Source organism: Bradyrhizobium sp. I71, assembly GCF_022354745.1.
Taxonomy (GTDB): Bacteria; Pseudomonadota; Alphaproteobacteria; order Rhizobiales; family Xanthobacteraceae; genus Bradyrhizobium; species Bradyrhizobium liaoningense.
In genome coordinates this window covers 6,606,778-6,627,122 of the sequence record NZ_CP059398.1, presented here as the reverse complement: position 1 = coordinate 6,627,122, position 20,345 = coordinate 6,606,778, and the positions used below count along the sequence as shown (strand labels likewise).

Sequence of the window (20,345 nt, the reverse complement as noted above, 5' to 3'; positions counted from 1 at the left end):
GTCACCCTCCGAGCAGTCGGGCATCGGCCATATGATCCAGGAGCCGCGGCGGCGCCTCCAGAAGCCGGCCCTCGCCGTCGGTCAGCCCGATGTCGAAGAGCCAGCGCTCGAACTCCGGCGCGGGAGGCCGTTTCAGGATCTCGCGGCAATAGACGGCATCGTGATGTGACAGCGACTGGTAGTTCAGCATCACGTCATCGGCACCTGGGACGGTAATCACGAAATTGACGTTGGCAGAACAGAGAAGCGTGAGCAACGCGTCCATGTCCTCCTGATCGGCATCCGCGTGGTTGGTGTAGCAAACGTCGACACCCATGGGTAAGCCCAGCAGCTTACCGCAGAAATGATCTTCGAGACCTGCGCGGATGATCTGCTTGCCGTTGAAGAGATATTCCGGCCCGATAAATCCAACCACCGTGTTGACGAGCAGCGGATCGAACTCGCGCGCGACGGCGTAGGCGCGGGCTTCCATCGTCTGCTGATCGACGGCGAAGTTCGCATCCGCAGACAGCGCGGCTCCCTGCCCTGTCTCGAAGTACATCAGGTTGGCATGGATCGCCCCGCGGCCAAGCCCACGCACGGCCTCATGAGCCTCCTTGAGCAGGGAGAGGCTGACGCCGAATCCTTCATTCGCCTTCTGCGATCCGGCGATCGACTGGAACACCAGATCCACCGGCGCGTTCGCCGCGATCGCTTTCATCGCGGTCGTTACGTGACCGAGGCAGCATGTCTGCGTTGGAATGGACAGGCGGGCGCGGAGCTCATCCAGCAGCGAAACAATGCGGATGTAGTCATCCACCGTATCGGTCGCCGGGTTGACGCCGATCACAGCATCTCCTGATCCCATCAACAGGCCATCGATCGCTGAGGCGGCGATGCCGTAGGAATCATCGGTCGGATGGTTTGGCTGGTTACGTGTCGAAAGCCGCCCCTTCAAGCCGATGGTCGACCGGAAGCGCGTGACCACCTCCCGTTTGGACGCCACCGAAATCAGGTCCTGAAGCCGCATGATCTTGGAGACGGCAGCGACCATCTCGGGCGTCAATCCGGGCGCCACCGCTTCGAGCTGCCGCTGGGACGTGTCGGGCTTGAGCAGCCATTCGCGGAATTCGCCGACCGTCAGCGACGAGACGATCGAGAAGGCGTCTCGATCGTGCCGTTCCATGATCAGGCGCGAAACCTCGTCTGTCTCAGCCGGGATCAGTTCCTCCGCGACGAAAGTCTTCAGCGGCATGTCCGCGAGCGCCATCTGCGCCGCCAGCCGCTCGACAGGGCCGTCCGCGGCGATGCCGGCAAGCTGATCGCCCGAGCGCTCCGGCGTCGCCTTGGCCAGGAGGTCCCTGAGGTCGGCGAAGCGATAGACGGTCCCGTCGATAGTGGTCTTGTACGGCATCCCGTTACTCTCGGATCAGCGCCAGTGCTTCGGCATGAAGCCTCGGCGTGGCGGCCGCAAGTACACGTCCCTCCGATCGGAGCGTCAGCGGGCGCCCTGCCCAATCGGTGATACAGCCCCCCGCCCCCTGCACGACCGGAATCAGTGCCATGTAGTCATGCGGCTGGAGGCCAGTTTCGAGGACGATGTCGCAGTGTCCCGACGCGAGCAAGCCGTAGATGTAGCAGTCGCCGCCGAAACGGCGCACTCGTGCGGCCCTCGAAACCCTCTCGAACGCCTCAGCCTCGCGTCCCGTGAACATGTCCGGCGAAGTCGTGTAGAAGCGCGCCTGTGCGATGCTTTCGCACGCGCTCGTCCGCGCCAATCCGCCGTTGAAGAGAGTCCGGCCCGGTCTTCCAACCCACCGCTCCGCAATAAACGGAATGTCGATCAGGCCGCAGAACGGTTGCTCCTCATGGGTCAGCGCGATCAGCGTGCCAAACAACGGAAAGCCCGTGATGAAGCTCTTGGTGCCGTCGATCGGATCGATGATCCAGGTGAATGCGCCGCCAGGCCGTCGCCCGATCTCTTCACCGATGATGCCGTGCTCGGGGAAGCGCTCCGCTATCCGCTCGCGGAGGCGCAGCTCAACCGTACGGTCGGCAATCGTCACCGGACTGCTGTCCGGCTTCGAGATCACGTCCAGCGGGGTGCGGAAATAGGACAGCACGACGGGCCGGACCAGATCCGCAAGCTCCGCCGCAAAGGACACATATGTGTGGGCGTCGTCGGCCGCGACGGCGGGGACTCCCATCACAGATCCTTCAGGAACAGCGGCCATCGCGGATCGTGGATGATGGATCGGGCCCGCATGTGTTTCCATATTCCGTACTTGTAGAAATCGAAATCGAGCGTCGAAACGCGGTTCTGCACCATGGCCCATGTGCTCCACTTGATGTCCGCCAGCGCCTTGTGGACGATGAAGCGCGCGTGCCACTGCTTTCTGTAAGAGCCGAAATATTCTTCGATGATCTCCTGTTCGATGTCCTCGGAGAAGAAATGCTCGCCGCTCCAGATCGCAAGGTCATAGAGCCTGTCGTTGTTGGAGGCATATTCGAAGTCGATGAGCTTGATCGACCTGTCTTCCCCGATCAGGAAATTCCCGGGCATTGGATCATTGAAGCATGGCACGAGATCCAGTCCGGCCGCTTCGAGTGCCGCGCGGGCCTGCCTGTACTGATGATAGAGCCACACGTGATCTTCCGGCGAGTGGCCGCCGAGTTGCCTCACCTGCTCATAGTGTTCGTCGATCATCTCGAAGACGGTCTTGGTGAGAGGAAGCGGCGGGCCCTCGTGGAAACGGCGATACATCTGCACGACGCTCGCACGAAATGACGGATCGACGCAGTCCCGATGCGTGGAGGCTCGCCTGTCATCCAGAAACTCGGATATTTCGATGTCCAGGTGATCCAGATAGTCGAAGGTCCGGGGGCCGACCGCGATCATCTCCGCCTGCTTGCTGGCCGCACGCGCCGCGCGACGGTCTATGAACATCTCGGTCCCACGCCCGGGAATCTTGACGAAATAGCCTACCCCGTGGCCTTCGACGGCAACCCGGAAATTGGTATTGCTGATGCCGCCCGAGACCGGCCTGTAAGTCAGGCGAGATCCTTTCCAGGCATCCACCTGGACGATGGCCGCCTCCAGCGCGCGCTCGGCTTCGGTCCGACCCGAACCAAGTTGCATCATCATTTCGCCCACCTTCGCTAGAGAGACCGCAACCGCTCTTCGAAGCCGGGGTGCCCGAGCAGCATCCGGCATCGAAGAAATCGCCACGACGCGTATTTCAGGAACTCCAATCCCTGAATCGGCGACCGCACATCCTGCAACAGGCTTCGGAGAGCCCAGTAGAGATCGTCCGCGGCTGCGTAGAGACGGCATCGGCTGAACGCCTTTTCGCTGAACCGGCCGTCATGCATTTCCAGAAGCGGCTTCATCTGGCTCTCGAACTGATAGAGTTCGTTCATCTGAACCCCGAGCTGATAATAGGGATCGATATCGCCGGCCATGTCGAAGTCGACCAGCATCATGGCGCCGTCCGGACCGAGCATCACATTGGAGGAGTGCGGGTCGCCATGCGCCGGCTTCAGGTCGACACCGGCCGCCGACACCGCATCGCGGATCGAGCTCATCCAGGCCAGCATCCAGCCGAGGTCGCCGGGAAGGACGGCGCTCGTATTCGAAATCAAGGACCAAAGATGGTCGATGCCATCGAACACGGACCAGGGGCGTCCGAACGTCTGCCCGGCGGCAATCGTCTTCTGCATGACGACGAGCCGCGCCACCGCGTCCTGCTGCATCAGATCATCGATCTTCGCCGTCCTCCAGGCGCTCCCGAGGCGCGTGAACAACACCGCCCTCTCGGCCGGTGCGCGGCCGGCCGGTAGCGGCGAGAACCCCAGTTCGTGAAACCGCTTCGCCGCGGCAAAGGCGATCTCGTCGTCCACCAACTCGACGACCTCGTCATTCGCAAGCCGAAGGAAGAACTCCGCCTCCTGGCCGCGCGGTCCGACATCAAAACTGGTCGACTCGACCGCATGATAGGACGGCGAAGCCACAGGAAACGCGGACACTGCGTAAACCGCCCTGGTCGCGTCGACGACCGGCAGATTTCCGATCGCGCGTTCGATCCGCGCGTCCATGGCCGTTTCCGGATAACCCAGCGTTTTCATGCGGCGGCCTCGATCGCTGCGAGGCCTTCGCTCGCCAGCGCATAGAGCATGTCGGCAAGCACCTGGGTCCCGAATGCCTGGTCTTCCGCGCTCGTGAATTCGGTCGGATGGTGGATCACACCGTCACGCGAACGAACCGCAAGAACGACCGAGGGACAGACGGCGGACAGGGCCACCGCATCGTGACCGCCGATCGTATCGAGGTGGCGTGCCGTCTCGCCGAAGCTCGCGGCCGCTCGCTCGGCAAGCGACACCAGTCCTTGCGAGAATCGGCCTGCCTTGCGGCGATCGATCGACCTCACTTCGAATGAAACGCCGGCGTTCGCCGCTGCGGCTTCCATCCGGAGCTTCATCTTGCGTTCGGCTTCGGCCAGAATCTCCGGCGACCCCGAACGCAATTCGATGAACAGAACGGCCTCGGAGGGGACCGTGTTGGGCGAGTTCGGAAACACCTCGAGCCGTCCGACGGAGGTGTGGAGATCGAGGTCATGTTCGCCGGCGATCTGCCTCAAATCCGCAATAAGGTAGGCAGCGCCCAGCACGGCGTCCTTGCGCTGCGCCATTGGCGTCGGACCGGTGTGAGCCTGCCGTCCGAGGAAGGCGACACGATATTTGGTCGCCCCCCAGTACCTGGTGAAGATTCCGAACCGTTCGCCGGCCTCGAAGAGTTCCTTGTCGCCCTCGATGTGAAGCTCGAGCAGGGCGCTCGGCCGCGCCACGTTGTCCGTGCCGGCATACCCGATCGCCGCGAGGGATTCGCGCACGCTGACGCCGCTCCCGTCCTTGCGATCGAGAGCCCATTCGCGCTCGATCGCCCCTGCAAACAGGCTGCTGCCCAGAAGGCTCGGCTGGAAGCGCGCCCCCTCCTCGTTGGTCCAGTTCACGACCTGGAAATTGCAGACGGGCAGCTTCTTTTCCGCCTTCAGCTTTTCCGCCACGGCCAGCACCGCCTCACACGCAGACGCCACGCCGAGCGCGCCGTCGAAGCGGCCGCCGTTCGGCTGGCTGTCGAGGTGAGAACCGACCATGACGACCGGCGCGTTGGCTCCGGCCACCGAGAGTGTACCGAACTGGTTGCCGATCACGTCCACCGATTGCGCGAAGCCATTCCTGGCGAACCAGCGGCCGAGCCAGTCGCGGGCCGCCCCGTCCTCCTTCGAAAGAGCGAGCCGCATCATGGACCCGTCGGGGCCGCCGCCGAAGGCCGAGAGTTCATCCATCATGGCCTGAAGGCGCGATGGATCGATGGGAGCGCGGGCGGAGGAGACGTCAGGCATAGATGATGTCCACGTGGGATTTGTTGAACTGGTCGGTGAAGTCCCTGGTCAGGGCCCCACCCGTGATGACGGCATGCACGTCCTGCAGGCCGAAGGTGTGGATCGAGCCGAGACGGCCGAACTTGGAACTGTCCGCGACGATGACCGAACGCTTCGCCTGCGCACGCGCGACGCGGCGGATGATCGCTTCGTCTTCGCCGTAGTCCATGAAGCCGCGTTCGGAATGAACGGCGCTGATCGCGATGATGGCGAGATCGAAGAAGTGCTCCTTCATCGCCGCCACCGTTTCGGGACCGAAAGTTGCCTGATAATCCGGCCGCAGCCGCCCCCCGAGCACGCGGACGCTGGGCGTCGATGCGTAGTAGAAATGGGCCGCGACCGCGAGCGAGTTGCTCACGATCGTGAGATCCTTGCGACTATCGAGGTGCTTCAGGCACGCAAGCGCGGTCGTGCCCTCGTCGACGAAGATCTTCATGCCGTCCTTGACCAGGGCCGCCGCCGCCTCGCCAATCCGCCCCTTCTCTCTCGCGCCGACCCGCAGACGGTCGGCGAAGGGCTGGTCGCTTTCCTGGCGGTCGAGCACGGCGCCGCCATAGACGCGGCGAGCGAAACCTTCGGTCTCGAGCTCTCTGAGGTCTCGTCGGATCGATTCCTGGCTGACCTTGAGCTGATCCACCAGATCCTTCACGTGGACCCGCTGATGCTGGCGCAGCAGATCCCGGATCAACTCAAGTCGCTGTTCCGTAAAGCTCATGGACATTCCCTGCATGTCACGGCACTGGCGGCCGCTTTCTGGCATGTGTCCGCTTTCACCACCTGCCTCATACCGCGGTTGGACTCGCTTGGCCGAGGCCACCGGTCGCAGTCGCCGGCAGGACGAGATGGCAGGCAGCGAAATCCTGCCGCGATCGGACCGTGAGGCTCGGCTGGAGCCTGCCGCATTTGTTCAAGGCTTGCGGGCAACGCGATCTGAAACTGCAGCCGTCGGGGATCTCAAGGGGGCTCGGCGGTTCTCCTTCCAGCAGGCATTCCTCGGGATTGTAGCGACGCTGCTCGAGCGTCGGCATCGCGCTCAACAGCGCCTTTGTATAGGGATGTCCGGGATCGAAGAACAGGCGCTCGTTGTCGGCGAGTTCGAAGACCTCGCCGAGATACATCACCGCGACCCGATTGCACGCTTTCCTGACCATCGCGAGATCGTGCGAGATGAAGATATAAGTGAGGTCGTACTCCTTCTGCAGCTTGTCGAACAGGTCGAGGAGCTTGAATTGCTCGGCCTGATCCAGCGCCGAAAGCGTTTCGTCCATGATCAGGATTTCCGGCTCGAGCACGAGGGCACGGGCAATGTTGATGCGCTGGCGCTGTCCTGCGCTCAGGCCGAGCGGAAGCTCCTCATAGAGCTCGGCAGGCAGGCCCACCTCTGCCATGACCTTGAGGACGCGCTCGCGGATCGCGGCCTTGTCGCGCCTGCCATGCGTGCGCAGGGGATCCTCGAGCATCTTGCCGATCGACGTCCGCGGCGGCAGGGAGCCGAACGGATCCTGCAGCACCATCTGGAGCTTGCTGCGAAACTCGAGCAGCGCCCTCCCCTTGAGCGATGCGATGTCCTTGTCCGCGCAGATGATCTGCCCCGAGCTCGGAAGTTCGAGCCTGCATAGCAGCCGCATCAGGGTCGACTTTCCGCAGCCGGATTCGCCGACGATGGCGAAGCTGTCACCGCGACGAATGTCGAAGGTGACGTTGCGGACGGCGCGAACCAGATCGACGCCGCCGAACCCGGTCTTCTTCCTGACCTTGTAGACCTGCGAAGCGTCGCGCAGACTGAGCACAACCTCGCGACGCTCGTTCCGATCGGGCGCCGTCGCGGCCCCATCGCCCCAGATCTTCGGCGTCTGCCGTACGAGCTCGCGGGTGTAGGGATAGACGGGCCGCGCCACCAGATCCTCGGTCGCCTGCTCCTCGACGATGCGGCCTTCGTCCATCACCAGGATGCGCGTGCAGGCTTCGCGCGCGACCGGCAACGAGGATGAAACAAAAAGGACGGCCGTGTCGAAAGTCGCCGTCAACTCCCTCATCAGGCGAATGACCTGCGCCGCGACCGTGACGTCGAGCGGTTGCGTGACGTTGTCCGCGACGAGGAGCGCGGGGTTGGTCACCAGCGCGTCCACGATCAGGGCGCGCTGCATCATGCCGCCGGAGAACTGCGAGGGATAATCGTGAAAACGGCTGCGTGCCGAGGGAATGCGCACGGCCTCCAGCAGCTCGATGACGCGGCTCTCGGCCGCCCGCCGCGACACCCCCGGCACGACGGCGCGCATCTTCTCGACGATCTGCGCGCCGACGGGCAGAGTGGGATCGAGCGCTCCCATGGGGTTGGCACCGACATAGGAAATCCGCTGCCGCAGCAGCCGCATGTCCGCGCCGCGCAACGCGTAGATGTCGCGTTCCTCGAACAGCACCTCCCCGGACCGCTTGGTCAGCGGAGGCTCCAGCCAGTTGACGACGGCCTTCGAGAGCACGGTCTTGCCCGAGCCGCTGGCGCCCACCACGCCCACGATCTCCCGCGGCGCCAGATTGAGCGACACACCGTCGAGGATGGTTCTTGCTGACGCCGCGCGGCCGGCCGCGACGGTGAGGTTCCTGAGCGAAAGAAGTGGCTGCGTCATGCTTCCGCTCCCCCATGGATCGTATTCCGCGCGCGTTCGAGCGAGGCGCCGATCAGGTTGATGCTGGTCAGCGTGAGGCCGAGAAACAGGCCGGGCATGGTGGCGATCCACCATGCGTTCAGCAGGTACTTGCGCCCGTCCGCGATGATGTTGCCGAACGTCGGCGTCGGCGGCTGCACGCCGAGCCCGAGAAACCCGAGCGTCGACTCGAAGATCATCATCCGCGCCACGTCCAGAACGGAGGTGAACAGCACCGGCGGTAGCAGCAAGGGAAGCAACAAGGTCAGGATGATCCGCAGGTCGGTCGAGCCGCCGATTTTCGCGGCACGAACATATTCGCGCTGGCGCTCGGTCATCACGATGCTGCGCATGATGCGCGCATAGACGGGCCAGTTCGAAACTCCGAGAACCAGAACGATCGCCGGGATGGTGGGCCGCGAGACACCCAGCACGGAAATGGCAAGGATGATCATGGGGATCGACAGCTGCGCATCGGTCAGGCGCATGATGACCGAGTCGATGCGCCCGCCGAAATAGCCCGCGATCGTACCCAGCGCACACCCGATCGCCAGCATGACGATGACGGACGCAACGCCGATCAGAAGCGAGTAGCGCAAGCCGACGAGCGATCGAACCAACATGTCACGGCCGATCTGATCGGTGCCGAGCGGATGGGCCCAGCTCCAATTGCTCCCGACAAAAACCGGCGGCAGCAGGCGGGCCTTCACGTCCATCTTCGTCGGATCAAGGCCGCTCAGTTCGGGATACAGCGCGGTGGCGAGGGCCAGCACCACGAAGATGCCGAGACCCACACGGAATCCCGGAGTCGAGACCGCCTTGTCGAAGATGCGCCGGACGATCGAGCGTTGGGCCGGCTTGTGCACGAGCGGCCCGGCCGCGGCGGTTGCAACGGACATCAATATTCGAGCCTCGGATCCATGGTGGTGGCGATGAGATCGACGACGATGTTGATCAACACGAATATGGCGCTGGTGACGATGGCGATCCCCTGGATCAACGGAAAGTCGCGCTGCAGCACCGCATTGATCGTCAATAGCCCGAGACCCGGATAGTCGAAGATGTACTCGACGATGATGACGCCGCCGAGCAGGCTCGAGAACTGGATTCCGAGCAGATTGAGTAGCGGCACCGATGCATTGCGTAGCGCATGGTTGGCGATGATGCGGCTGCGGCTCAGCCCGCGCACCTGTCCCACTGCCACATAGGGCTCGGTCATCTGGGCCGCCACCGAGCTGACGAGGGTCCGTATCAGGACCGGCGACAGTTCGACCGCGAGCACGATCGCCGGAAGGATGGTGTAGGCGAATCCCTTGTAGCCAATGGCAGGCAACCAACCGAGCTTGACGGAGAACAGCAGCGCCAGAACGATGCCGAGCCAGAAGTTCGGCAGGGAGATGAAGATGGAGGAGATGTAGAACGCGAGCTTGTCCGGCCATCGGCCGATCGCGAGACCGCCGGCGATTCCCACCACGGCAGAAAAGACGAGTGCAAACACCAGAGTCACTGCTGCGAGCTGCAGGGTCATGGGAAGGGCTTCCACGATGAGGCTCAGGACCTTTGCGCGTTCACCCCGCGTCGTGTCGTTGAAGGTCGCGCCTCCCGTAGCCGCGCCATTGGCGGGCCGCACGAATGATTGGCCAAGATCGCCTCGCACGACTCCCGCCATGTAACGGCCAAACTGGACGACGATCGGATCGCGCAATCCCATGTCGGTCGCAATCTTCTCGATCAGGGCCTCCGGCGCCATTCCGCCCGCCATCAGGCGCACGGGATCCCCCGGCACGACCCTCAGCAGCGTGAAGATCAGCAGCGAGACGAGGAAGATGATCAAGACGCCCTGAGCCATTCGGCGCATCAGGAAGTTCAGGACGAACATTAGCAGGGCTCCGTGAGCAGCGCGGGCAACCGCGCACCGCAGGAATGCGGTACGCGGCCGCGATCCATGATCAGGCGATGGGCTTGGATGCGTCCATCGATCCATCCGGATAGATGTAGAGGCCTGCGAAGTCCTTTTGCATCGCGTGAATCATCACCGACGTGAATAGCGAGAGCGCCGGCATCTTCGATGCGAGCAAGGGCATCGTCTCGGTCTGCAGGATCTTCTTGCGCTCATCCAGCGTGGGGGCACTGCGCTCCTTGTCGAGGCTGGCATCGATGGCCGGATCCTCGATGCCGCAGATGCGGTGCGACGACGAATGGAAGTGCGTGCGAAGAATCAGGTCCGGCTCTGGCGAACCGGTCGACCACCCGCAGTCGACCATATGGCCCGGACCGCCGCCCGGGCGATGATACAGCCGCTCGTTCCAGGCCGCCGGCTCCAGCACCGTCAGGCTGACATTGAAGCCCTGCTCGTTCAACATCGCGGTGATGATCTCGCCGTATTCCTTGGTCTTGGGATAGAAGCCCACCGAGGTGATGTACTCCAGCGGGGGCAGCCCCTTGCCGTTCGGAAAGCCGGCTTCCGCGAGCAAGGCCTGGCACTTCTTCGGATCGAACTTCGGATAGTTCTGAAGGTCGACATAGCCGAACTTCACCGGAGAGACGAAATTCGAGGAGGCATGGCCGGCCGAACCCAGCACCTCCAGGATGAGATCGCGATTGATGGCGTGGCACGCCGCGAGACGGATGCGCGGATCATTGAAGGGCGGCTTGGAGCAGCGGAACCAGAGGTATTTGTTCTCGACGGACACCACCCGGTTGATGTGGATGTTGGAATTGCCCTTGAGGGTGTCGACTTGCTCGGGCTCCAGCCGCTCGACGATCGAGGCCTGGCCGTTCATCAGTGACAGCATGCGCGTCGTGCTGTCACCGGTGAAGACGAAATTGATTCCGGCGATGGCGGGCTTGCCCTTGAAGTAGCCATCGAAGGCCTTCATCACGGTATCATTGCCGCGCTGCTCGACGAACTTGAAGGGGCCGGTCCCGTTCAGCCTTTGCGACAGCACGCCGCCAGGACCGCCCGCGATGTCCTTTGCCGACATGATCGGCAGGAAGGCCGCAAGGAACATGAAGAGATGCGCGGGATATCCACCCTTCGACGTATCGACGATCACGGTGTAGTCGTCGGGGGTCTCGATCTTGAGGGTTTCGCTGGGCCCGGGATACCATTGCGCCGGACGATCGGCCTTCGGTCCGTATTCGAATGTGGCCTTCACATCCTCTGCCTTGAACGGCTTGCCGTCGTGGAACACCACTCCCTCGCGCAGCTTGATCTGCAGGCGATTGGGATCAAGCAGTTTGATGTCGGTTGCGAGCTCGTAGACGACCTCGCCCGGATTATCGAGCTTCATCGGTGTCCGGGTCAGGAAGCCCATCACGAAGCCTTCGATGTTCTTCTGCGACAGCGTCGTGTGGGCGGTCGGGTCCCAGTTGCCGGTGATGTTCTCGGCCGACAGGAAAGTCAGCGTCTTGCCGGCTTGAGCGCGCGCGGCCGAGATGAAGAAGTCTGGATTGATCTGCGTGTAACCCGCAGCAACCGCGGCTGCTGCCGCACCTTTTAGAAGCTGGCGGCGGTCAAATTTCGAATGCATCGATACTCCCCTTCTTTCAGAACAGCCGGCAAATCGGTCAAAACGGTCATGCACGGGCTGTGCCAGTGCAAAGCGTGGCGATTTTTGCGCACAGATTTGTGGTTTTTGACCGGTTATCTGGCAGAGTGCCTCTCGCGGGAGCTAGCCCTGCGCAATAATGTGCCGTCTGGCGAAACAAGGGCGCCTATGGCGCATGCACTGCGTGATCAACGCGCTGCCTTTTCTGCCGCCGGAAGGCGGGCCTGCCGCAAGCTGGTAGATGTCCGACCGAATGCCGTCGGCTCTTCGCAGCATTTGTCCGCGGCCTGTTTCGAGCAGCTCACGGGAGTGTGCCGCCTAATGGCGCCTGCCCGAATGGCTGGCGCTGTTTACCGAAGATGCCAGATACGAGGTGCCCCGCCGATCTACCGGCGGATGCGTCGTCGGCCGCCAGCCCGTTCCACATCGCGGACGACCTGAAGCAAGCAGCGACGGCCTGTGCAAACTCGGAGTAGCAGCCGAAAATAGACGCGACTTCGGCAGACCACCTCACGCGTCGATGACGACGTCGGAAAGCGGTATTGCCTGACATGTCAGGCAATATCCCTCATCCAGCTCCGGACAATCGATGAGATGAGGAACCTCGCCACTCTTTACTGCCACGGCGCAACTCTCGCATTGTCCGACGCGGCAACCACTCGGAAGTGTGAGACCGGCGCCTTCGGCTGCCGCGAGAATGCTGGTAAGCGGTGCCTGCGGCGACCATGTCAGCGTGCGGCCAGAGCGAGCAAAATGAAGCTGGCGCGGCATCAGGCATCGAGCACAGGTGGCGCGGGCGAACGGAAGCGTTCCCCGAATATCTCGAAGGCAGGCACGCCGCACGCCTCAAGTCCCGCGTTGACTTCTTCCATCATCGCATCGGATGCGCACATGTAAAAGCGCGCCCGCTTGCGCAATAGTTCAGGATCGATGTCCGACACTGTGAATTGGCCCGGCCGGTCGAAGCGGTCGCCGCTTTGCAGCCGGCTCAAATGGGTGACCAGCGTCAGGTTCGGCAGCCTCTGCTGCAGCGCCTCGAGCCGATTCTGGAACGGCCGGCTCCGGTCATCCCGGCAACCATAGTGCAGCGCGATGCGCGGCTGGCCGGCATTCCCCTCCAGCGTTTCGAGATAGGACAGGAACGGCGTGATGCCGATGCCGCCGGCGATGAGAACAACCGGGAATTCGTTGCGCAGCGGCAAGACGAAGCCACCTTTCGGTGACTGCAACTCGACGACGTCGCCGGGCGCGAGCGCGTGCCTGATCGCTGTCGAGACCTGTCCACCCTCGATATGCCTGACCCCGATGTCATAGCCATCGGGCGATGCGACCGCGGCTCCGGTGAGCGAATAGGAGCGGATCGCATCGCCCATCCAGAGGCTGATATGTTGGCCCGGCCGGAAGGACGGAAGCGGAGCGTTGTCCACTGGCCGCATTTCAGCGCCACCATATCGGAGCATTCCTCGCGGCGCTCCGAGCGTGACTCATCGTGAATCGGAAGCGTGATCTCGGCGGCGCGATGGGTATTCTTGCGCAGCAATTGTCTGTCTTGCAATTCGACCGGCCCCTGCGCTTCACCCTGGTGGACGTTCAGGGAATGAGCAACCATCAGTCGCGGGTCACCCAGTCGGGATATACTCCTGGACAGCTACCAGCGATTTTACGGAGCCGCTTCGCGCGATCGCTCATGTACCAAGGTGGTTACCGAGGAGAGACAACGACGACTACCCTTCCGCACGAAAGAACGTTGGAACGCAAAACGGCAGATGACGCTATCGAGACTCTCGTTGACGTCGCGCATGTGATGCCCGTGAAAGGCCATCCACTTCTCGATCCGGCGCACGCCCGTGCGGCCCAGCCCCGGCTGCGCAAGGAGTTCGGCCCTGGTATGGAGCGACGCAATTTCGAAGAGATAGTTCATGCGCGTCGACGGCTCCCTGCCGATCAACGCCGCAAGTGGGCTGTGGACCAATATGACTGCGATCCGCTCCGGCAAATGACTCTGGCTTTGCTTGAGAGCGAAGGCTTTCCTCACGGTCAGTTCCACCCGAACCTACAAACATTCCAAAGATCGTTCTAAGAACATCTCTAGCAGAGCCGTTCGGCGTTGTCCCCGGTGCACATCCCCTGGTTGATCTCGATTAGACAAGTTCTAGATCGAGGCCGCTCCGATGCGGGGTCCTCGCCGGCCGTGCTTGCCGTGCCGGATTCGCCTGGTTCGGCACAGCAATGGCGTGTCACCGCGGGCTAAGCAATGAGTTCCCGGCGCGATATGGTCGAGAGGAGAGACTCCGCAATCTCCTGGGAACGCACGGCAAGAACCGAAAGCAGCGTATCGCTCAGGCCGTGGGAGGACTCCGAATAGCCCTGGAGGTGGATCTGCGGCCGGAACGCCGGGCTGGTCACGAGCCTGTAGTTGCGATCCAACGCCGCATCGCGAATGTAGCAACGGACCGGTTCGAGAAACCTGTGCGGCGCTTCCCTGTCGTATCCCGTCGCCAGGACGACAGCGTCATAGGTCGACCGGCGGCTTTCGCCACGGAACTTGTCGATCACGCCGATATCGATACCGTCCGGTCCCGCGTCCACAGTCGTGATCTCGCTGCGCGGACGCAGCACGATCCTTTCGCCGCCACCAACGCGCTGCTGGTAGAGCAGCCGGTACAGCTGGTCCAGCAGGTCGGAATCGACCACGGCGTAGTTCGTATTCCGGAAGTTGCGGACGATCGCGTCCCGCCGCTCGGCAGGCTGCGCGTAGACAAAGTTGGTATAATCGGGGTTGAAGATCTCGTTGACGAAGGGGCTGCTGTCGGACGGCTTCAGGGCATGGCCGCGGAAGATCAGATCGATGTGCGCCTGGGGACATCTGCCATGGAGATCGACGGTCACCTCGGTCGCGCTTTGTCCGCCGCCGATGATGGCCACGCGCACGGCCCGACCGCGCGGGACGACGCGGTCGATCAGGTCGAGATAGCGGCTGGAATGCAGCAGCCTGCGGTCGTCAGCGGCCGTGGCAAACACCTGCGGGATATTCGGCTGGCCTCCGACCGCGACCACGAGATTTCGTGCGAGCCGCACGGTCTCGCCGCCGGCCAGCGATCGTGAATGCACCCGCAATGACGTCACTGTCTGACCGGCCGTCACCGGCTCGATGGCAACGATCGTCTCGCCGTAGGCAGCTTGCGACTTGAAATGGCTCGCCACCCACTGGAGGTAATCATTGAACTCGACCCGGCTCGGATGGAACGTCCGGCAGTTGATGAACTCCAGCAAGCGGCCGCGCTTGTGCAGATAGTTCACGAAAGTGAAGGGACTGGTCGGATCGCGCAAGGAGACAAGATCCTTGAGAAACGATATCTGCATGTCGCTGCCTGGAAGCAGCATGCCGCCATGCCAGGTGAAGTGCGGCTGCTTCTCCACGAACAGCGGCGTGCATTTCAGCCGCGATCGCTTCGCGCATTCGTCCAGTGCGATGGCGAGCGCGAGGTTCGAAGGCCCGAATCCGACGCCGATGACGTCGTGCTCGATCGCAAGTTGATGAGACATGAAGCCGCACTCCGCTTGCGCTTTAGGACGAGACCGCCGGGCCCGCAGGAGCCGGAAGCCACAGCCGATCGGCGAAGAAGCGTTCGCGCAACAGCATCACCAGGGTCGCCCGTTTGTGAGGAAAGTCGAAATTCTTGATCTTGGCGAACCCCGAGCGTTCCAGATTGCGAAGCTGCTGGGAATGCGCCGCGGCCGGCTCCCCCACGATCCGCTGCGTACGGCAATCGTCGAGGAACATGTAGTGCATCAACGAGGGCAGCCACGCGCTGATATAACGACGGCCGCGAAAAGCGTCCTCGCCCACGACCACGTGCCATCCCCGATCGTAGTCCCCGGCATCATAGAACGGCGCAATCCGATTTTCCTTGGCCCAGTACAGCTCGAAATAGCCAAACGGCTCATCACCGAAGCAGCCTATCAGCGGCAGCATATGAGGATCGGCCAGGATGCCGGCCAGATAGCGTCGATGCTTGTCGAGATCGCCCGCCTCGTTCCAGAACGCATCGACGCGGGGGTCATTCATCCAGCGATGCAACAGATGGAGATCATTCTCGAGAGCGGCCACGCGAAACGAGATGATCTGCGACAGCCAGGGGATGAACCGGCCATATACTTTCCCCGTCGGCTTTGCGGCGCGCCGCGGATGCCGCCGTCCGTCCGTCATGACGTGGAGTTGCGGAAATGGCGGTCGTCCGGGGTTCACCAGCCAATTGTCCCGTCGCTGCATGACAAGTTCGGGAAGCATCACCAATTGTCCTTCGGACAAGAAAGCAAGGCCGCTATCCATCAGTTCCCGTGCAAGCGACGCTCCATCAGCGAGACCGAGAACGAGCCGATCAGCGCCCGGCCTCCAAGCGAACACCGCTTCGGCGGACGCCAACACGGCCCGTGCCGCAAGCTGACTGTCCTCCGACGCATTCAAGACCTCGAGGTGATCGACGCGATCCCGAACACGCAGTTCCAGTGCCGTTACGTCGTCGGCAAGGACGCGAAGGCGATCGGCCTCCTGGAAAACGGTCAGAGCGGAATAGGGGCCGACCGGAAACGCACGAGGTCCGGTCCCGGAATCCGAAGCCTTGTTCATCCGGCCCTCGCATCTCGATCATCGTTGACGCGTGGTGTAAATCACTCGCCTACAGGCTGACAAGAAATGCGCGCACACGCAGATTAGATTCTCTACAAATCTGACAACCTGTCGCAAAGCGGCTCGCATGTCGTCGTTTACATGCGACAGAAAGGCATCGGCACTTCATCACAAGAGATCTAAAGTGGCGCGTTGGTTGGAACTGCGGAAGCCCCCGCGACGTTATCGGCCCTCGCCTCACTTGCGACGATCTTGCCGTCGCGCAGCCGCACCAGATGATCCGCAATCCCGAAATAGCGATCATCGTGGGAAATCACGATGATGGTCTTTCCGAGACGCTTCAGATCCGGCAGCAGCTCCGTATAGAAGATGTGCCGGAAGGCCGGATCCTGATCCGCCGCCCACTCGTCGAACACGAGAACGGGTCTTTCCTCCAGCCACGCATTCATCAGGGCCAATCGCTTGCGCTGTCCGGTCGACAGGTCCGTCGTCGTGAACACGCCGTTCTCGACGGAGACCTTGTGCGCGACCTCCAACCGTTGGAGGTAGCGCTCCGCGACGTCGGGAACCGGGCCCTCTCCACGTATGAGATCCTCGAACAGATAGTAGTCGGAGAAGATGGTCGTGAAGAGCTGGCGGTAATCGTCCCGCGTCTCCGTCAGGACGGGCGAGCCGTCGCGAAGCACCGTGCCGCCATGAGGAGCATATAGGCCCAGCAACAGCTTGATGAGAGTCGTCTTTCCGCTTCCATTCTGCCCCACGATGAAGACGATTTCTCCCTGCCGGACAACCAGATCAACCGGCCCAAGGACGAAGGGGGCACTGCCCGGCACGGCGCGAAAGGCATAGGTTACGCCGCGGAGCTCGATCGATTCGATCGTCGTCTTGCCGGGCGGAGCGGGAGCAGTGGCCAGAAGATTGTGCTCGGGGGTCGAGAACTGCTCCGAGAGTTCCGCAATGCGGCGCATCGCGACCTGGGCGCGGCCCAGCGCCGGCAGGATACCGATGACCTGATCAATGGGTCCGCGCATGTAGAGCAGGACCAGCACGAAGCCACTGGACACCGCGGCAGGGCTGTCGGGCCATAGGAACGGACGCAAGGTCAGCGCCACGCCGATCACGACAAAAAACAGCATCGTGCCGAACGCCCGCGCCGTCACGAACAGATTGATCGACCTGATCTGCACCGAGCTGATCCGGTCGACGGTCTGCTGGAGTTGCTCCGCATAGACGCGCCAACGGCGGACGCGATTGAGACGCAGCTCCTTGGCGCCCTCGGCGATCGCGCGATACTGCTTGTGCAGCTGATCCTCCGCATCGCGCGCCACGTTGAAGCCGTGGACGCCTCTGGTTCTTGCATAGCCATGCGCCAGCGACCCCAGAACGATGACGGCCCCCGTGATCAGGAACAACGGCCACGACAGCACTGCCAGGTAAACCATGCAGCCGAGCGCGATCACGAGCGAGACGAAAAAGGACGAAAGGAAGAACGCGAAATCGCTGATCGTGTCGACGTCCTGCGTGAGGACCGGGATTAGGCGATGGGTCCGGTAGATTTCGAGCTGATCGATGGGCGCGGCCAGGATTTTGGCGGCCAGCGACTTGCGAAGTTCGGCGATGATCCGCTGTCCGACATAGTTTGCGCTGACATCGGCGCCGATGGACCCGATCAGGATCAGGAGGCACAGGCCGGCAAACGCGAGCAGCAGCGTGATGACGTCGGCCTGCGTGGCATAGAGCCCGTGATTGACGACCGCGAGCAACGCCGCGACGCTGGCGCCGCCGACCAGACCCAGAACGATGCCGCCGAACACGAGCGGCCAGTAAGGCCGCAGGAGGTGCAGAATCTGCGCCATCAGGCCGCTTCGTGAGTTCATGATGAGAGCCGCGCTGGAGGAGACCTGAAGCGAACCTATACGGTCCGTCACGATCAGAACAAGCCGTGCCGATGTGATGCGAATACATGATGGCAGCACCGCTCTTCCAGAGCTTATTTCGTCGGCTCTTTCGATGGATTCTAATTTGGGATCGCCAATGCCTTTAATATGATGCGGGTAGTACCGCTTTTGCAGCGCAGCCGGCGAGCGAGCAGGATTTTGATCCAACGCCGTGCCTGGCCGCGACATCCGGACATCGAAGCACTCGAAGGCCAGCATCGGACCGGCCCGATGGAGAATGACTTTGGACCCGCTTATCTCCGAAACCCGCATCGCGCTTCCCGATGCCGCCGGCCTCGCTGCGCGGATGATCGATCATCTGGCCGAGCATGACATCGCCTTTGAGGAACGCGGCGGCCTTATGGTGGCGACACTGCCGTTCGGCACCAGTTCCCTCACCGTCGAGGCCGAAGTGCTCAAGATCCGCGTCGAGGCCGACGACAAGGGCAATCTGGAGATGCTGCGCGCGGTCGTCGCCTCGCATGTGATCGAATTCGCGGGCGATATTGCCCCGACCATCGTTTGGTCCGGTCATGAGTCCAACGGCAGCACGCTGGCCAACTTCCGCGAGGTGCGGCTGACGGCCGCGATCACCCTGACGCCGCACATGCGGCGGCTGACCTTCACCGGCGACGACATCGCCCGTTTCGTGAACGACGGCGAATTGCACGTGCGGCTGTACTTCCCGCCCGAAGGCCTCGCCAAGCCAGAATGGCCGTGGCCGGCGCCGGACGGACGTATCCTTTGGCCGGAGCCCGACCGCAGGCCCGTGACCCGCTATTACACGATCCGCCGCATCGACTTGCAGACCCGCGAGATCGATATCGATTTCGTGGTTCATGATCATGCCGGACCGGGCTCGGCCTTCGCCGTCAACGCAAAGGCTGGCGCCATCTGCGGCATGGCCGGCCCGCTCGGCCGCGGCATTCGTCCGGCACGCTGGTTGCTTCTCGCGGGCGACGAAACCGCCCTCCCCGCCATCGCGCGAATTCTCGAGACGCTGCCGACGACGACAACGGGTGAGGCCTTCATCGAGGTTGCCGATCGAAGCGAGGAAGTTCCGCTGGTCGCGCCGAGCGGCGTAGCGATCCATTGGCTGCATCGCGGGGGCCGTCCGGCCGGAACGACGCAGCTCCTGGTCGACGCCGTCAGGGCCGTGCAATGGCCCGACCATGGCGAGGTCTTCGCCTGGGTCGCATGTGAGGCGCAGGCTCTAAAGGCCCTGCGAAACCATTTGCGCGACGAGCGAAAGCTCTCCCGCGATCAGCATCTGGCCGTCGCCTATTGGAGCCTGCGCCAACCATGACGTTCCAACACGCGCAGACGGGCGAAAGCACGCTCGCGGCGCCGACCAGCATCACGCAGGCCTCGCCGGAATTGCCCGCCTCGTTGTTCGAACTCGACCAGGTCGGCTTCGCGGTGGCAGGGCGCGCGCTGCTCGAACCGCTCACCCTGTCCCTTCCCGCGCGCAGCGTCGTCGGACTGATTGGGCACAACGGCTCCGGCAAATCGACCTTGCTGAAATTGTTGTCGCGCCAGCAGCCGAGCTCGTCGGGAATGATTCGTTTCGAGGGCCGCGCGCTAAGCGCCTGGAGCGATCGGGACTATGCCCGCAAGGTCGCCTACCTGCCGCAGCAGACGCCGCCCGCTGCCGGCATGCTGGTCAAGGAGCTGGTCGCACTCGGCCGCTATCCCTGGCACGGCGCGCTCGGCCGGTTCAGCGAGATCGACCGCGAGAAGGTCGAAAGCGCCATGGCGTTGACCCATATCCAGCCATTCGCGGACCGCCTGGTAGATACGTTGTCCGGCGGCGAGCGTCAGCGGGCCTGGATCGCCATGCTGGTGGCGCAGGATGCCGAGTGCCTCCTGCTCGACGAGCCGACCTCTGCGCTGGACATCGCCCATCAGATCGAGGTGCTGTCGCTGGTCAAGCAGCTCGCCCGCGAGCGCAATCTCGGCGTGGTCGTCGTGCTTCACGACGTCAACATGGCCGCCCGCTTCTGCGACGAGATCATCGCGCTCCATTCGGGGAAGCTGATTGCCCGCGGCAAGCCAGACAAGATCATGACGCCCGCCGAGCTCGAAACCATCTACGGCATCCCGATGGGCGTGATGCCGTCGCCGGATCACGGCCACCTCATCAGCTTCGCGCGGTAAGCGGC

At 62.8% G+C, this 20,345-nt stretch carries 18 protein-coding genes; 3 read left to right on the top strand and 15 right to left on the bottom strand.

Annotation, left to right across the window (positions count from 1 at the left end; genetic code table 11):
- Nucleotide 1: 1 nt before the first annotated feature.
- The 12 genes from FJV43_RS31420 to FJV43_RS31365 form a co-directional block, all read right to left on the bottom strand.
- Complete coding sequence (locus FJV43_RS31420) at nucleotides 2–1,393, bottom strand: ethanolamine ammonia-lyase subunit EutB (RefSeq protein WP_239622887.1); 1,392 nt, start codon at nucleotides 1,391–1,393, stop codon at nucleotides 2–4.
- A gap of 4 nt (nucleotides 1,394–1,397) precedes the next feature.
- Nucleotides 1,398–2,186 (bottom strand): histidinol-phosphatase, encoded by a 789-nt coding sequence (hisN, locus tag FJV43_RS31415; RefSeq protein WP_239629695.1) that lies wholly within the window; start codon nucleotides 2,184–2,186, stop codon nucleotides 1,398–1,400.
- Nucleotides 2,186–3,121: a choline/ethanolamine kinase family protein gene (locus FJV43_RS31410; RefSeq protein ID WP_239629694.1), complete on the bottom strand. Its 936-nt coding sequence runs from the start codon at nucleotides 3,119–3,121 to the stop codon at nucleotides 2,186–2,188. The genes hisN and FJV43_RS31410 overlap by 1 nt, the downstream gene beginning before the upstream one ends.
- Nucleotides 3,122–3,138: 17 nt before the next feature.
- Nucleotides 3,139–4,104: a phosphotransferase gene (locus FJV43_RS31405; protein ID WP_239622886.1), complete on the bottom strand. Its 966-nt coding sequence runs from the start codon at nucleotides 4,102–4,104 to the stop codon at nucleotides 3,139–3,141.
- Nucleotides 4,101–5,381: a Zn-dependent hydrolase gene (locus tag FJV43_RS31400; protein ID WP_239622885.1), complete on the bottom strand. Its 1,281-nt coding sequence runs from the start codon at nucleotides 5,379–5,381 to the stop codon at nucleotides 4,101–4,103. Before FJV43_RS31400 ends, FJV43_RS31405 begins: the two co-directional genes overlap by 4 nt.
- A complete protein-coding gene (locus tag FJV43_RS31395; RefSeq protein ID WP_239622884.1) occupies nucleotides 5,374–6,135 on the bottom strand; it encodes a DeoR/GlpR family DNA-binding transcription regulator in 762 nt (253 codons plus the stop codon). Before FJV43_RS31395 ends, FJV43_RS31400 begins: the two co-directional genes overlap by 8 nt.
- Nucleotides 6,136–6,202: 67 nt before the next feature.
- Nucleotides 6,203–8,047 (bottom strand): ABC transporter ATP-binding protein, encoded by a 1,845-nt coding sequence (locus tag FJV43_RS31390; protein WP_239622883.1) that lies wholly within the window; start codon nucleotides 8,045–8,047, stop codon nucleotides 6,203–6,205.
- Complete coding sequence (locus FJV43_RS31385) at nucleotides 8,044–8,964, bottom strand: ABC transporter permease (protein WP_239622882.1); 921 nt, start codon at nucleotides 8,962–8,964, stop codon at nucleotides 8,044–8,046. Before FJV43_RS31385 ends, FJV43_RS31390 begins: the two co-directional genes overlap by 4 nt.
- Nucleotides 8,964–9,944, bottom strand: coding sequence for an ABC transporter permease (locus FJV43_RS31380; protein ID WP_239622881.1), 981 nt, complete (start codon nucleotides 9,942–9,944; stop codon nucleotides 8,964–8,966). The genes FJV43_RS31385 and FJV43_RS31380 overlap by 1 nt, the downstream gene beginning before the upstream one ends.
- A gap of 70 nt (nucleotides 9,945–10,014) precedes the next feature.
- Nucleotides 10,015–11,598: an ABC transporter substrate-binding protein gene (locus tag FJV43_RS31375; protein WP_239622880.1), complete on the bottom strand. Its 1,584-nt coding sequence runs from the start codon at nucleotides 11,596–11,598 to the stop codon at nucleotides 10,015–10,017.
- A gap of 528 nt (nucleotides 11,599–12,126) precedes the next feature.
- Nucleotides 12,127–12,387: a 2Fe-2S iron-sulfur cluster binding domain-containing protein gene (locus tag FJV43_RS31370; RefSeq protein ID WP_239622879.1), complete on the bottom strand. Its 261-nt coding sequence runs from the start codon at nucleotides 12,385–12,387 to the stop codon at nucleotides 12,127–12,129.
- Nucleotides 12,387–12,989, bottom strand: coding sequence for an FAD-binding oxidoreductase (locus FJV43_RS31365; RefSeq protein WP_239622878.1), 603 nt, complete (start codon nucleotides 12,987–12,989; stop codon nucleotides 12,387–12,389). Before FJV43_RS31365 ends, FJV43_RS31370 begins: the two co-directional genes overlap by 1 nt.
- 116 nt (nucleotides 12,990–13,105) lie before the next feature.
- Between FJV43_RS31365 and FJV43_RS31360 the strand changes: the two genes are divergently transcribed.
- Nucleotides 13,106–13,696 (top strand): hypothetical protein, encoded by a 591-nt coding sequence (locus FJV43_RS31360; protein WP_239622877.1) that lies wholly within the window; start codon nucleotides 13,106–13,108, stop codon nucleotides 13,694–13,696.
- Between the two features lie 167 nt (nucleotides 13,697–13,863).
- On the opposite strand, the gene FJV43_RS31355 is transcribed toward FJV43_RS31360, so the two are convergent.
- The 3 genes from FJV43_RS31355 to FJV43_RS31345 form a co-directional block, all read right to left on the bottom strand.
- Nucleotides 13,864–15,162, bottom strand: a complete 1,299-nt coding sequence (locus tag FJV43_RS31355; protein ID WP_239622876.1) for a lysine N(6)-hydroxylase/L-ornithine N(5)-oxygenase family protein — start codon at nucleotides 15,160–15,162, stop codon at nucleotides 13,864–13,866.
- Between the two features lie 22 nt (nucleotides 15,163–15,184).
- Nucleotides 15,185–16,246 carry a GNAT family N-acetyltransferase gene (locus tag FJV43_RS31350; protein ID WP_239622875.1) on the bottom strand — a complete coding sequence of 354 codons (1,062 nt, stop codon included), beginning with the start codon at nucleotides 16,244–16,246 and terminating at the stop codon, nucleotides 15,185–15,187.
- Between the two features lie 179 nt (nucleotides 16,247–16,425).
- Nucleotides 16,426–18,123, bottom strand: a complete 1,698-nt coding sequence (locus FJV43_RS31345; RefSeq protein WP_275973690.1) for a cyclic peptide export ABC transporter — start codon at nucleotides 18,121–18,123, stop codon at nucleotides 16,426–16,428.
- Nucleotides 18,124–18,427: 304 nt separating this feature from the next.
- Here FJV43_RS31345 and FJV43_RS31340 point away from each other — a divergent pair, with 304 nt between their 5' ends.
- Nucleotides 18,428–19,489, top strand: a complete 1,062-nt coding sequence (locus tag FJV43_RS31340) for a siderophore-interacting protein (RefSeq protein WP_239622874.1) — start codon at nucleotides 18,428–18,430, stop codon at nucleotides 19,487–19,489.
- The gene (locus tag FJV43_RS31335; RefSeq protein ID WP_239622873.1) at nucleotides 19,486–20,340 is read left to right on the top strand and encodes an ATP-binding cassette domain-containing protein; all 855 of its coding nucleotides are present in this window, start codon (nucleotides 19,486–19,488) and stop codon (nucleotides 20,338–20,340) included. Before FJV43_RS31340 ends, FJV43_RS31335 begins: the two co-directional genes overlap by 4 nt.
- Nucleotides 20,341–20,345: the final 5 nt, after the last annotated feature.

What these genes read in the sequence shown, in the direction of transcription:
- FJV43_RS31420 (WP_239622887.1), bottom strand. Translation starts at nt 1,393, where the DNA reads ATGCCGTACAAGACCACTATCGACGGGACCGTCTATCGCTTCGCCGAC.
- hisN (WP_239629695.1), bottom strand. Translation starts at nt 2,186, where the DNA reads ATGGGAGTCCCCGCCGTCGCGGCCGACGACGCCCACACATATGTGTCC.
- FJV43_RS31410 (WP_239629694.1), bottom strand. Translation starts at nt 3,121, where the DNA reads ATGATGCAACTTGGTTCGGGTCGGACCGAAGCCGAGCGCGCGCTGGAG.
- FJV43_RS31405 (WP_239622886.1), bottom strand. Translation starts at nt 4,104, where the DNA reads ATGAAAACGCTGGGTTATCCGGAAACGGCCATGGACGCGCGGATCGAA.
- FJV43_RS31400 (WP_239622885.1), bottom strand. Translation starts at nt 5,381, where the DNA reads ATGCCTGACGTCTCCTCCGCCCGCGCTCCCATCGATCCATCGCGCCTT.
- FJV43_RS31395 (WP_239622884.1), bottom strand. Translation starts at nt 6,135, where the DNA reads ATGAGCTTTACGGAACAGCGACTTGAGTTGATCCGGGATCTGCTGCGC.
- FJV43_RS31390 (WP_239622883.1), bottom strand. Translation starts at nt 8,047, where the DNA reads ATGACGCAGCCACTTCTTTCGCTCAGGAACCTCACCGTCGCGGCCGGC.
- FJV43_RS31385 (WP_239622882.1), bottom strand. Translation starts at nt 8,964, where the DNA reads ATGTCCGTTGCAACCGCCGCGGCCGGGCCGCTCGTGCACAAGCCGGCC.
- FJV43_RS31380 (WP_239622881.1), bottom strand. Translation starts at nt 9,944, where the DNA reads ATGTTCGTCCTGAACTTCCTGATGCGCCGAATGGCTCAGGGCGTCTTG.
- FJV43_RS31375 (WP_239622880.1), bottom strand. Translation starts at nt 11,598, where the DNA reads ATGCATTCGAAATTTGACCGCCGCCAGCTTCTAAAAGGTGCGGCAGCA.
- FJV43_RS31370 (WP_239622879.1), bottom strand. Translation starts at nt 12,387, where the DNA reads ATGCCGCGCCAGCTTCATTTTGCTCGCTCTGGCCGCACGCTGACATGG.
- FJV43_RS31365 (WP_239622878.1), bottom strand. Translation starts at nt 12,989, where the DNA reads ATGGGCGATGCGATCCGCTCCTATTCGCTCACCGGAGCCGCGGTCGCA.
- FJV43_RS31355 (WP_239622876.1), bottom strand. Translation starts at nt 15,162, where the DNA reads ATGTCTCATCAACTTGCGATCGAGCACGACGTCATCGGCGTCGGATTC.
- FJV43_RS31350 (WP_239622875.1), bottom strand. Translation starts at nt 16,246, where the DNA reads ATGAACAAGGCTTCGGATTCCGGGACCGGACCTCGTGCGTTTCCGGTC.
- FJV43_RS31345 (WP_275973690.1), bottom strand. Translation starts at nt 18,123, where the DNA reads ATGAACTCACGAAGCGGCCTGATGGCGCAGATTCTGCACCTCCTGCGG.
- FJV43_RS31335 (WP_239622873.1), top strand. Translation starts at nt 19,486, where the DNA reads ATGACGTTCCAACACGCGCAGACGGGCGAAAGCACGCTCGCGGCGCCG.